General features: G+C 45.2%; 11 protein-coding genes and 1 tRNA gene. 1 reads left to right on the top strand and 11 read right to left on the bottom strand.

Annotation, left to right across the window (positions count from 1 at the left end; all coding sequences use genetic code 11):
* Positions 1-29: 29 nt before the first annotated feature.
* Positions 30-734, bottom strand: coding sequence for a 23S rRNA pseudouridine(2604) synthase RluF (gene rluF / locus B9N86_RS28895; protein ID WP_208916675.1), 705 nt, complete (start codon positions 732-734; stop codon positions 30-32).
* A gap of 36 nt (positions 735-770) precedes the next feature.
* Complete coding sequence (locus tag B9N86_RS28900; protein WP_208916676.1) at positions 771-3,062, bottom strand: PAS domain S-box protein; 2,292 nt, start codon at positions 3,060-3,062, stop codon at positions 771-773.
* 364 nt (positions 3,063-3,426) lie between these two features.
* On the opposite strand from B9N86_RS28900, the gene tadA reads away from it, so the two are divergent.
* The gene (gene tadA / locus B9N86_RS28905; protein WP_425298560.1) at positions 3,427-3,918 is read left to right on the top strand and encodes a tRNA adenosine(34) deaminase TadA; all 492 of its coding nucleotides are present in this window, start codon (positions 3,427-3,429) and stop codon (positions 3,916-3,918) included.
* A 108-nt stretch (positions 3,919-4,026) separates the two neighbouring features.
* Here the strand turns inward: tadA and B9N86_RS28910 are convergent, their stop codons facing one another.
* The 9 genes from B9N86_RS28910 to guaB all read right to left on the bottom strand — a co-directional run bounded on the left by B9N86_RS28910 (position 4,027) and on the right by guaB (position 12,548).
* A complete protein-coding gene (locus B9N86_RS28910; RefSeq protein ID WP_208916677.1) occupies positions 4,027-5,103 on the bottom strand; it encodes a DUF6612 family protein in 1,077 nt (358 codons plus the stop codon).
* A gap of 331 nt (positions 5,104-5,434) precedes the next feature.
* Positions 5,435-5,587: a small acid-soluble spore protein P gene (locus B9N86_RS28915; RefSeq protein ID WP_208916678.1), complete on the bottom strand. Its 153-nt coding sequence runs from the start codon at positions 5,585-5,587 to the stop codon at positions 5,435-5,437.
* 95 nt (positions 5,588-5,682) lie between these two features.
* A complete protein-coding gene (locus B9N86_RS28920; protein WP_208916679.1) occupies positions 5,683-6,024 on the bottom strand; it encodes a hypothetical protein in 342 nt (113 codons plus the stop codon).
* A 169-nt stretch (positions 6,025-6,193) separates the two neighbouring features.
* Positions 6,194-6,282: transfer RNA gene (locus B9N86_RS28925), tRNA-Ser, on the bottom strand.
* 64 nt (positions 6,283-6,346) lie between these two features.
* The gene (gene serS, locus B9N86_RS28930; RefSeq protein WP_208916680.1) at positions 6,347-7,627 is read right to left on the bottom strand and encodes a serine--tRNA ligase; all 1,281 of its coding nucleotides are present in this window, start codon (positions 7,625-7,627) and stop codon (positions 6,347-6,349) included.
* Between the two features lie 140 nt (positions 7,628-7,767).
* Positions 7,768-8,352 (bottom strand): pyridoxal 5'-phosphate synthase glutaminase subunit PdxT, encoded by a 585-nt coding sequence (gene pdxT, locus B9N86_RS28935; protein WP_208916681.1) that lies wholly within the window; start codon positions 8,350-8,352, stop codon positions 7,768-7,770.
* Between the two features lie 15 nt (positions 8,353-8,367).
* A complete protein-coding gene (gene pdxS, locus B9N86_RS28940) occupies positions 8,368-9,249 on the bottom strand; it encodes a pyridoxal 5'-phosphate synthase lyase subunit PdxS (protein WP_208916682.1) in 882 nt (293 codons plus the stop codon).
* A gap of 187 nt (positions 9,250-9,436) precedes the next feature.
* Positions 9,437-10,780: a D-alanyl-D-alanine carboxypeptidase family protein gene (locus tag B9N86_RS28945; protein WP_425298629.1), complete on the bottom strand. Its 1,344-nt coding sequence runs from the start codon at positions 10,778-10,780 to the stop codon at positions 9,437-9,439.
* Positions 10,781-11,090: 310 nt separating this feature from the next.
* Positions 11,091-12,548 (bottom strand): IMP dehydrogenase, encoded by a 1,458-nt coding sequence (gene guaB / locus B9N86_RS28950; RefSeq protein ID WP_208916684.1) that lies wholly within the window; start codon positions 12,546-12,548, stop codon positions 11,091-11,093.
* Positions 12,549-13,065: the final 517 nt, after the last annotated feature.

Raw genomic sequence — 13,065 nt, forward strand, 5'->3', positions numbered from 1 at the left:
GACGTTCCCGAGAGCCGGTTGTTTGCTATTTAGGCCAGTGTGTAGTTAAGAAGCTTGCCGAGCTCCTGCTTTTCTTGATCTGATAGGTCACGCCATGCCCCCGTCTTCTGACTGCCTAAACGGATATTCATAATCCGGATACGCTGCAACTTTCTCACCTCGTAACCAAAAGCGCTGCACATACGCCGGATTTGACGATTTTTCCCCTCGGTTAGAATGATACGAAACACTCGCTCCGACATCCGTGTGATGGTACAAGGAAGTGTCATCTCCCCAAGAATCTTCACTCCGCTCGACATGCCTCTGATAAAAGCCTCTGTCAGCGGACGATCTACAGTAACGATATATTCCTTCTCGTGTCTGCCTTCAGAACGCAGTATTTTATTCACGATATCCCCGTCACTTGTAAGCAGAATCAAGCCTTCGGAATCCTTATCCAGCCTGCCAATCGGAAAGATCCGCTCGGTATGGCCTACGAAATCAACGATATTCCCCTTGATGTGGGACTCCGTAGTACTCGTAATGCCCACAGGCTTGTTCAGGGCGATATAAACATGCTTTGCCTTCTTCTCGCTTAGCTGTCGACCGTTCACTCGAACGTCATCGCCTTCCTCCGCCTGGCTACCCAGCACGGCCTTCACTCCGTTAATCGTGACCTGGCCACTCTCCACAAGCTTGTCCGCTTCCCGGCGGGAACAGAAGCCTGTCTCACTGATGAATTTATTAATCCTCAAGGTGTCATCCTCTCCATCCATACTCAAATTTATGTGCTACGCCCGATCACCTTTAGCAGCAGCCGGCAACAGGATGGTTACCGCTGTGCCTACGCCCTCTTCACTTTCTATCTCCAGAACGCCTTGATGACCTTGTATAATTCGCTGACAGACCATAAGTCCAAGACCTGTACCCGTTTCTTTATTAGTAATGAATGGTTCCCCGACATGGGGCATCAGATCTTCAGAAATGCCCTCTCCCTTATCGATAATTCGGACAGCCACCTGCTCTGAAGACGGTTTTGTCATCTCTATCGTAACATAACCACCATCCGGCATAGCTTCCACCGCATTTTTAAGCACATTAATAAACACCTGCTTTAGCTGGTTCTCCTCACAGTGTACCAACGCCGGCTCGTTCATGTAGTTGTAACTAAACTCAATCCCATATAAACGGGCCTGACTACCCAGCAGTGAGATCACATCGTTCATAATAACCTGTAAGTCCTTTTCCTGAAAGCAGACCGCCTGCGGCTTGGCCAATATGAGAAACTCACTTACAATCAGGTTAATCCGGTCCAGCTCGGACAACATCAAACTGATGTGATCCGGATTAATTTTATGGGTTTGTTGTTGGAGCTGCATAAAACCGCGCAACGTAGTTAGCGGATTACGGATTTCATGAGCTACACCGGCAGCCAGTTGTCCGACTGTCGTCAGCTTCTCAGATCGCCGCAGCATTTCCTCCATCCGGTTACGTTCCGTGACATCCCGTGACACACTGACCATCGACGTAATATTTCCCGTCTCATCCTGTATCGGAGATGTGCTGATACTGACTTCAATCATACTGCCATCCTTACGCATCCGAACGGTTTCGACCGATCCAAGCCGCTCTCCAGCTCTAAGCCGTCTCCACCGCTCTCTCTCCTCATCTTCCATCTCAGCAGGTATCATTTCAAGTTTCCGGCCAATCACTTCATGGCTATTCCAGCCATATAACTGTTCAAACGCCTTGTTCACACTTGTGATTTTTCCGTACATGTCCGTCGTATGAATCGCATCGGCCGTCTGGTTGATAACAGATTCCAAATATTCCTTAACCGACTGATTTTCATCTACCATTTGTTTCAACTGGCTTGTATAATTCCCCAGATTGCGGGTCATCGCATTAATTCGACCGGACAACTGCCCGAGTTCATCCCTGCTCGTTACTTCCAAACGCCGCTCAAAGTTTCCATCGGCAACCTCATTTACAGTACCCAGTATAGCTTGAATCGGCTTTGTAAAATAACCAGCCACAATATAGCTGCCGAATATAACAATTTCCAGAAGAACAAGCGAGATCGCGACCAAGCTAATCATCTGCTCCCGCATCACAGAAGAGATGGCTTCATAGTCCATGACCACACTGATAACATAGGGAGCCTTATTTTCGATTTGGATCGGGATAAAGCTTTTCATCACTTTCTTCCCATTCACCGTACTGACAAAAACTACATTCTCATCATTCGTTACCGATTGCTTAACTGCGGCCTGGTCTCCCTTTAAAGTGCCGTAGTCATATGTCCCAAATTTGATGGGGCGGTTGCCCAGTTTATAGTGAATTTTATCGGTTCCATCCTTCTCCATAAAAATATTACCGAAAGTTTCCGGGTTAATGCCCGTAACTTCCAATATGCGGGGGTTGGATTTAATGGTCTGCTCGATAACGACGCCCGGACTTGTTATTTTGAAAAAATCCTTGATGTCCGTACTACGGATATAGGGATCGATAATGTAATTGCGCTTGCCGTCATAATAATATCCCCATTTATCAATAAACTCTGGCATAGCCGTCGAAAATTCAAATGGCCCAGACCAAAAGTGCTTGTTAGTCTGCCCTTCCTCGACCGAACGTACCTCCTTATACTTAAACAGCTCTTGAAAGGCTGTGAACCAGTAGCCCCATGTTCGGGTAGACATACCCATTTGTTCAGTTTCGCTCGAACGGGCAACTACTATATCATCACTCGTCTCGATTAAAAGGGAAATATGGGTAACTCCGAGCTCTTCACTGAGTTTAACAAGATCTTCGTTCGTTACATTCGCAATGTCGGGATCCAGCATTTTAGCAGCATTTACTGATGCGATCCGAAGCAGGTCCCCAAATACTCCGTCTACATATCTGGAACTGTACTCCGTTTGCTCCACGGTAATTGCGATCTGGGTAGCAGCCATAACCATCTTAGTCTCACTGTCCTGCCTTAAATTCTCTTGTGTTGTATAAAAATTAAGCGCGATGTTAAGCAACAAGATAAAAAGCACAGATATGGACATGATCAATGATAATTTTGTCTTGATGGACAAAGTAATCTACACCTTTCGGCACTTCGTTGACAATAAACTAATATAGCCTGTCATAATTTATGATAACGTGAGTCCGGTGGTTTGAAAAGAATTTTTGGCATACGTATCGGTGGTGTGAGTTAAAGGAGATGGATTTATTGATCTTGAGAGGTTCTTTCTCTACAATAAAGAAGCAAAACATCTGTTTTTTCCACAGAAGTGTCCACAGATTGCTAACAAATACACATGTTTTCTGTGGATTATGTGCATAAGTTTGTGCATAACTTTTTATTTATCCACAAAAATGTCCACATCATGTTAACAAACGAATAGATGTTCGTTGTATAACAACTACTTTAGTCCCAGACCGAGAGGAGATATTGAATTGAATTTAAAATTTAATGATCCGCACACTGTGGATAATTATAATCATAACTATTGGATGCGTGAGGCCATTGCTGAAGCCCGAAAAGCGGAGGAGCTTGGTGAAGTCCCCATCGGCGCTGTGATTGTCCATGGTGACGAGATCATCGGCCGTGGTTATAACCTGCGCGAAACTACTTTTGATGCCACTGCACACGCAGAGATGGTTGCTATTCGCGAAGCTAGCCGTCACCTTGGCGCGTGGCGGCTGCTTGATTGCCGTCTCTACGTTACCCTAGAACCCTGTCCTATGTGTGCAGGGGCCATTGTCCAGTCCAGAGTACCCCAGCTTATTTACGGCACGTTAGACCCCAAGGCAGGCTGTGCCGGTACGCTCATGAATCTCCTTCAGGAATCGCGTTTTAACCATCGTACCGAAGTGATCGAAGGTGTACTGCAGGAGGAGTGTGCGGCCCTTCTAACTCAGTTCTTTCGGCGCCTGAGAGGTAAATGACTTTCAGCTTTCACAACATCTCCAAAAAATTTAAATAACCGTTTCACAGCAACACAAAAACCCGGCCAGTTTTCTACGGCCGGGTTTTTGTTAAAGCGTAATTAGGAATTAATAAGCGCCCATGGATTCCTCAAACTGCTCCATGGTAATCACGTCAGCATCTTTAGGAATTCCAATTTTGAATGTTTGCTTTTCGTTGATTTTGCTGTATTGTGTACTACCTTTCACAGCAAGCTTCACTGTATCCTTCGTTTCAGGATCATTGAAGTCAACATTCATTACGAGATCCTGGTAAACCGGGAAATCTTTCTTGTCAATTGCTGTGGTAATGTTAAAGGTGTTGATTTTCAGATATTTCTGGAGTTCCTCCAGACCTTTCTTGAACTCACCTTGATCTACTGAGCTTACTTCTTTCTTCGCTTGCTCGATGTCTTCTTTGGTCAGGCTGAGCATTTCGCGGTACTCATCTTTGCCTGCGATATCCACAATCTTCGGAGCAGCCTTATTTACCAAAATATCCAATGCTTCTTTAACGTTCTCATTGGTAATGTAGAATTGTACAACTTGTTTCGCATCTACACCTTCTGGAAGCTTAGCATCCTTGGTTTCGATTTGCTTGAAGTATTTCGCTTGATCATATTCAGCGATCAAAGCGTTCATGACTTCGGTTGCGAATTTCTGGGACTTCTGAGCATCCAGACTTTCTGGATTGAATGTTTCCCCAGCCTGTTCAGCAAGTTCTTTCAAATCCATAACGAGATACTTACCTACAACATCCTCAGGGAATGGAAGCATTGGAATGCTTGGAATTTTTACATAGATCTTCTCTTTGGTCATGACCATATCAATGTTGAAAGTCATGGCCATATCGCCCTTCAGATTGATCCCCATTTGCATTTCAGTTTGTTGAGGCTCTGCTTGGTGGATACCAGTCAATGTCAACTCAGCGTTCTTCAACATAGTAAGAACCTGGTCAACGTTAGGATTACCCTCGGTAGCTGCCATTTTCATTTGCAGGTCTTCGATAACGAAGCTGCTCTTCATCTCGTAAGACGTCATCTGCATAGCGTTAGCAGCAGCAGCATTCATTGCCTCTTTAGGTTCTTGCTTCTTCGCACAGCCTGACAGTACAACTGTCAAAGTTAACAGTAGTGAGAGCATCACCACTCCAAACTTTTTATTCATTACTCTTTCTCTCCCCTCATAACCATAAAAAATAACAAGACCTATTAATCATAAACCATTTCGACAAAATGAGAAACACTTTATGGAATATTTACAAAATATTTTTCCAATCATTTTCCTTTCTTCAAAGTGGAAGATAAGATAATAATTGCGAAAATTCACTCATTCATCAAAAGGTGGGGCCCCGATGAAGCTTACATGTTCTATATACGGAAAATTCAGGAATAGGTTTCACACCTTTCATGAAAACTTTTGAAATAGGTTAAAACAACAGCAAAAGGCCCCTGTCATTACGACAGAAGCCTCTGAATACATGATAAAATGAATAACACTACCCCTCTGGGTTATAATTCCCGGATTGTTTGTGAATTTTGGCTCGGTGAGACCCGGTCATCGGTTCCTGCACTCCACCTTCTCCATTATCTTTACGTCTTCTTTCCGGCTTTTGAGCCTCCGGCACCGGTATGGACTTTGGTTTACTCATAATTTCTAACCCTCCGTTTCATGCGGAATCCATTGCTTTACAGCTCTTCTCATCTCCTACTGTGGAAGTCATCGAAGACTGTAGCCGTAAAATGTCTAAGGGTTCGTTATTTGTTGAAGCGCCTGCGCACACTCGTGAATATGACGGGTATAATCTCCAGCCATTCCCTGAATGTTCTCATTGCGCTCATCAATAACAACGCCTGCCCGCTCCACATCGACCAGCTTAACCTCAACTTCTCTGGAATCCACGTAGCGGCATTCAAAATCGAAGGAATAATCCTGCCTTCCAGCCGCATCAATGTGAATCCGAACAGCATGAGGGTTCGCCATGTCGGCAGCCACTTCGGCATGATCGCCAGGCTTCAGTACCGTGGGCAGTCTTTCCTGCCACGCATTCACCAACGCTGTCTGATCAACATTTAGCTCTGAGTTCATCTATCACACCTCCCCTTGTCTTTAAATTGCGGAGATGCGTTTCTTTTTATACTTTACAAAAAATAAGAAAAACGGCTAAAGCTGTACCGTATCTGTAAATATGAATGGAGCCATTGGAAGAAACAAAAAAACCGTTTCCTGATCAGGAAACGGTTATTATGTATATGTATGGCGGAGAGGATGGGATTCGAACCCATGTGAGCTTGCACTCTAACGGTTTTCAAGACCGCCCCGTTATGACCGCTTCGGTACCTCTCCAAGTGATAAAATGATTAATCACGTGCATTAATTATTTTACCACAAACAATATTATTACTGCAAGCTATTTCTTTGGTTCAATAACACTTACATTTCTCATGTATGGGCGCAGCACTTCTGGAATGATAACACTGCCGTCAGCTTGTTGATAATTTTCCAGAATAGCAGCTACTGTTCTACCCACAGCGAGTCCAGATCCGTTCAACGTGTGTACAAACTCTGGTTTCGATTTCGGTTCCGGACGGAAACGGATATTGGCGCGGCGAGCTTGGAAATCGCCTATATTCGAACATGAGGAAATTTCACGATATACACCGCTCTCCGGAAGCCATACCTCCAGGTCGTATGTTTTCATGGAGCCAAAGCCCATATCCCCGGTACACAATACAAGCACACGGTATGGGAGATTCAGCAGCTGAAGAACGCGCTCCGCATCAGCTGTCATTTGCTCCAGCTCATCAAAGGATGAGTCCGGATGCACAATCTTCACCATCTCCACTTTGTTGAACTGGTGCTGACGAATAAGGCCGCGTGTATCGCGTCCTGCCGCCCCAGCCTCTGAACGGAAGCAAGAGCTGTAAGCTACATATCTTTTAGGGAGATCCTCTGTGTTCAAAATCTCTTCGCGGTGATAGTTCGTTACAGGAACCTCTGCCGTCGGAATGAGATAATAATCAGAGTCATCCAGCTTAAAGAGATCCTCTTCAAATTTAGGAAGCTGACCTGTACCGTACAGGCTGTCCCGGTTGACGATATATGGAGGCAGCATTTCTTCATAACCGTGCTCACTATGAAGATCCATCATGAAGTTGATCAATGCACGTTCCAAGCGAGCACCTAGACCCTTATAGAACGTAAAGCGTGATCCCGTTACCTTAGCACCAGCTTCAAAATCGAGAATGTCGAGAGACTGAGCGAGATCCCAGTGTGCTTTCGGCTCAAAATCAAAATTTCTAGGCTCGGACCAGCGGCGAAGCTCTACATTTTCTTCCTCCGATGCTCCTACAGGCACACTTTCGTGAGGAATATTAGGAATCGCCGAACTGAGCTCGGAAATTTGGCTTTCCAGCTCGCGTACTTCTTCATCCATACCTTTAATCCGGTCTGAAACTTCACGCATTTCCAGAATCAGATCATCCGCATTCTCACGATTTTTTTTCAGCTTAGCCACTTCGGCCGACACGGTATTTCGCCGGTTCTTCAGACTTTCGCTCTCCTGCAACAGCTCACGGCGGCGTGCGTCAAGCTTTGGGAAATCCGCAATCAAATCAAGTGATTTGCCGCGGTTTTTCAGCGCTTCTTCCACACGGCTGTAATCACTGCGCAATATTTTCACGTCTAACACAGGAAACCCTCCTAAGTAAAACATCCATCGGTGTAACGAATTAATATTACTTCATTCTATATATTTTATTGAAAAATCAATAAAAAAACAAACTTGACCCTTAAAAAAGAGTCAAGATGCTTTTTCAATAACCGAATTTACTATTTTGCCGACAAGGCAGCATCCTTCACCATGTCTACAAAATACTGATGAAGACGGTAATCATCCGTCAATTCCGGATGATAAGAAGCCGCGAGTAAGGCCCCCTGCCGAGCGGTCACGATCTCATCGTTAAAGGCGGAGAGGATATCCACACCTTCTCCAACTTCCATAATCAGTGGAGCACGGATAAATACGGCGCGAACAGGTTCCTTTATTCCTTTTACCGCAAGTTCGGTCTCAAAGCTCTCCCGTTGGCGTCCAAAGGCGTTCCGGGCAACTTTGATATCCATTAGCCCCAAATGTGCCTCTTCGCCGTTGTCGATCTCTTTAGCCAGCACGATTAGACCGGCACATGTGCCGAATAAAGGTTTACCCTTCGCCGAGAATTGACGTATCGCATCGATAAACCCATACTTACGCATTAGTTTACCAATCGTCGTGCTTTCGCCGCCTGGTATAATCAGACCGTCAATCGTCTCCAGCTGCTCGATTCGTTTGATCGGAACGCCCTCCGCGCCAGCCTTAGTAATACTGCGGATGTGTTCAGCAACCGCCCCCTGAAGTGCAAGTACTCCAATTCTCATGCTGATCCTTCTCTCTTACCAGCCGCGGTCCGACATACGTTCGGATGGGGACAGCTTGGAAATTTCGATACCTTTCATCGGTGCACCCAGGTTCTTGGATACTTCGGCAATCAATTTATAATCATCAAAGTGAGTCGTAGCTTCCACGATCGCGCGAGCGAATTTTTCGGGGTTATCCGATTTAAAAATACCAGATCCCACAAATACTCCATCTGCACCCAAATGCATCATAAGTGCGGCATCCGCAGGAGTTGCAACTCCGCCTGCAGCGAAGTTAACGACTGGAAGTTTACCATTCTCCTGAACACCTCTCAGCAGATCGTAGGATACACCCAGGTTTTTAGCTTCAGCGTACAGTTCGTCCTTGGACATGTTCTGTACCTTGCGGATTTGGCTGTTGATGAAACGCATATGGCGTACAGCTTCAACGATATTGCCTGTTCCTGGCTCGCCTTTTGTGCGGATCATAGATGCGCCTTCCCCTATCCGGCGGAGCGCTTCACCCAGATCTTTAGCGCCGCAGACAAAAGGTACAGTGAAATCCCACTTGTCGATATGGAATACTTCATCAGCCGGTGTCAAAACTTCACTCTCATCAAGGTAGTCTACACCTAACGATTCCAGAACTTTTGCTTCTACATAATGGCCGATACGAGCCTTAGCCATGACCGGAATAGATACAACCTTCATTACTTCTTCAACGATGGTAGGATCAGCCATACGGGCAACTCCCCCAGCCGCGCGAATATCAGAAGGCACGCGCTCCAGCGCCATAACTGCTGTAGCCCCAGCCGCTTCAGCGATTTTTGCTTGTTCCGCATTCATGACGTCCATGATGACGCCGCCTTTTTGCATTTCTGCCATACCTCTTTTTACAGTAGCTGTTCCCGTTTCCATGTCCCTAGCCTCCCGAAATAGTCACTTATCTTGTTTTTCATTAAATCTATAATCTAACTTGTAATTCTACTCCACGGGTAGCAAATAGGCAACCCATTTACTCGGAATTTAAGAAGAAATGACTTTATCGCCCTTTTCAAAGGGCGACGGCATTTCTGCGAGAAATATAAGCCAAGTATAAAATATATTAGAAAAGATTTTTAATCGATTCGAACAGGTCTGCAAAGAACTGCTGAATGGCTCGCAAAAAGAGCTTAAACCAGCCTGCTTTTTCGGTATCCTCATACGTTACGAGATCTACGGTTTCCTTTTGGACGTTTTTCATACCCTCAATTTTATAAGTATAAGTGACCGTTCCTGCTTTGGTTCCCTTTTTGACAGGGGCTGTCAGGTTCTCATTGTCGATCTTACCTTCAAACGTAACACTGCTTCCGTCAGAACCCTTTGGTACCATAAAGCTGACTGGTTTGTTGGTAACGAGCTTGACCTCTGTTTCTTTACCTTTTTTTACGTCAACTGTTTCATATCCTTCAACAATTGTATTTTCATCAACAATCTGCTTGACTTCAAAGTTATTAAAGCCGTAGTCGAGTAATTTGCGTGTTTCGGTAAACCGTGAAGCTTTGGTCTCGGCTCCCATCACGACACTGATCAGACGCATACCATCACGCTCAGCGGTTCCTGCAAAAGTGTTCTTTGCTTCTTCAGTGAAGCCTGTTTTCATGCCGTCCAGTCCATCATAAGCAAAAGAGCGGAAGTTTGGAACATTTTTATTCGCTTCCAGCATCCAGTTCAAGTTAATAATGGGATCCTTATCACGCTCACGGAACTTAAACGATTGAATCGTTGTATATTTCGAAAATTCAGGATGTTCTTCCACGATGAACTTGACCAATTTTGCCGTGTCCATCGCGGACATCACCGTTTCCTCTTCACCTTCCGGACGGTATTTCTCAGGCATGTCGGCACGGCTCAGACCGGTAGCATTGATAAAATGAGCTGTTTTCATACCCATACGTTTCGCGTTCTCATTCATCATTTTAACGAATTCTTCCTCAGAGCCCGCAATATGTTCAGCCAGCGCAACAGTTGCATCATTCGCTGAGCCTACGGCCATAGCAATGTAGAGTTCTTCCACCGTATGCTGGTCATTCACAGCCAGAAATATACGAGAACCACCGCTCTTAGCCGCATTCTCTTTTACGGTCACGACGGTGTCCCAACTTAGATTACCCTGCTTTATTTCATGCTGCACAATATATTCCGTCATCATTTTTGTCATACTGGCAGGCGGGAGTGCGTTATCAGCATTTAACGATAGAAGTACCTGTCCCGTTGTAGGCTCCATCAGTACAGCCGATCTTACTTGTAGTCCAAGTGTATCAATGGAAGGAACTTTATCTGCTTTTGCTGTTTTAGTCGATTTCGCCTCTGTTGATGTAGTTTCCTTCTTCTCGGCGGTAGCCACCGTGACCGGTTCGGCAAGTGCCAGAGCAGGAATGGCGGAAAGACATAGTATATTCATAAGCATCACCGATGCTATAGTTCGTTGTACGATAGGACGTTTATTTTTCCTTACAGTCTTAGATTTCAATTGATATAACTCCCCTCTTAACTCAATAAATCGTTTGCTTGTTCTATTCTATCACAGGGGGGTTATCAAAAAAAGGACAAGCCGGATACATTTCAACCGGCTTGTCCTTCTTTACGATCGGCGTTTAGGCTATCGCACTCTAATGGTTTATTCAAAAGATACTTGTATGTCCCTCATGCATTCACATAACAACCGATATTATTCATTATTTAGGTCATCTCGGGAACAGAAATGAAGCATCTTTATTTTATAACGAGTAGTTTGGTGCTTCCTTCGTGATTTGAATATCATGCGGATGGCTTTCACGAAGACCGGCGCCCGTTATCCGGATGAACTGCGTATCATTGGTCAGCTGCTCCAGGTTTTCTGTTCCACAGTAGCCCATACCGGAACGTAAGCCTCCAATCAGTTGATGAATCGTGTCGGCCAAAGGCCCTTTGTAAGCAACACGGCCTTCAATGCCTTCCGGAACGAGCTTCTTGTCATCATCCTGGAAGTAGCGGTCTTTGCTGCCTTGTTTCATCGCAGCGAGGGAACCCATGCCGCGGTAAGCCTTAAAGCGTCGTCCTTGATAGATCTCGGCTTCACCAGGGCTTTCCTCGGTTCCTGCAAACATACTACCGAGCATAACGGCACTAGCGCCTGCCGCAATAGCCTTGGTAATTTCTCCAGAGTATTTGATACCGCCATCTGCGATAATAGGAATGTTATATTTTCTTGCAACCGCTGCACAATCGTAAATCGCTGTAATTTGCGGTACACCGATACCAGCAATAACACGAGTCGTACAAATAGATCCTGGTCCGATACCCACCTTAACGACAGAAGCACCGGCTTCAATCAGCTCTCTGGTAGCTTCGCCTGTTGCTACGTTTCCAGCTACAATGGTCAGCTGCGGATACAGCTCACGCAGTTTGCGTACAGCTTCGATAATATTGATATGGTGTCCGTGTGCGGAATCAACCGTAATCAGATCTACACCGGCTTTAACCAACGCTTCAGCACGATCAAATGTGTCTTTTGAGATACCGATGGCTGCGCCGACAAGTAATCGTCCTTGAGCGTCTTTGGCTGCATTCGGGAATTGAATTGCTTTTTCAATATCTTTAATGGTAATAAGTCCTTTAAGAACATTATTATCGTCCACAAGCGGAAGCTTTTCAATTTTATGTTTCTGCAAAATGGTCTCAGCGTCTTCAAGTGTCGTTCCTACGGGTGCTGTTACCAGGTTCTCGCTGGTCATTACTTCGCTGATCGCAATGCTGTAGTCATGTACAAAGCGAAGATCGCGATTGGTCAAAATACCGATCAGTTTGTTATCCTCGTCCACAATTGGAACACCCGATATGCGGAATTTGGACATTACGTTCTCCGCATCGGATACCAAATGATCCGCTCTCAGGGAGAACGGATTGGTGATTACGCCACTTTCAGAGCGCTTAACCCGATCTACTTCCTCAGCTTGTTGTTCTACGCTCATATTTTTATGAATAATGCCGATTCCACCTTCTCTGGCAATAGCGATTGCCAAAGGAGCTTCTGTAACTGTATCCATTCCTGCACTCATTAATGGAATGTTCAGCTTCACCTGCTCACTCAATCTCGTCGATACATCCACTTCCTTGGGCAGTACCACTGATTTTCTAGGAACCAACAATACATCGTCAAAAGTAAAGCCTTCCTTGCTAAACTTATCTTCCCACACCTGGGTTATTCCTCCTTTTTGTCGTCTTCCGGCGGACTTCAAAATCCTGTCAGAACTGGGCCGGACGGCATTTTCATGATTATTTTCAAAAATATATTATTGCCATCTTAGCAAAGGCCCTATAGGCTGTCAAGAAAAGAATAGGTCCTTTATATGGCCTCACAAAACGCTCTCGCTCAAGAGAATCTGTCTCCTGTGAATGGACATATCACTTATATTTCCCAAAATAAAGTGAAAACATCCATTAATACTTACTGAAGTGCTTCCTGAAATAAACATACGCGAAACGTCTATCGACGTACCTCAATGAAGACAGACCGCACTTAGCAGTTGTTTTTCTTGCGAGATAAGGATGCTCTTTACTTCGAAGCTTATACTAAAAAAAACCACTATCGATTGCTCGATAGTGGTTTCTCCGGTTGTTCGCTTGGCGACGTCCTACTCTCCCGGGACCCTTCGGTCCAAGTACCATCGGCGCTGGAAGGCTTAACGGTCGTGTTCGGGATGGGTACGCGTG

This window comes from Paenibacillus uliginis N3/975 (genome assembly GCF_900177425.1).
Lineage (GTDB): Bacteria > Bacillota > Bacilli > Paenibacillales > Paenibacillaceae > Paenibacillus_AQ > Paenibacillus_AQ uliginis.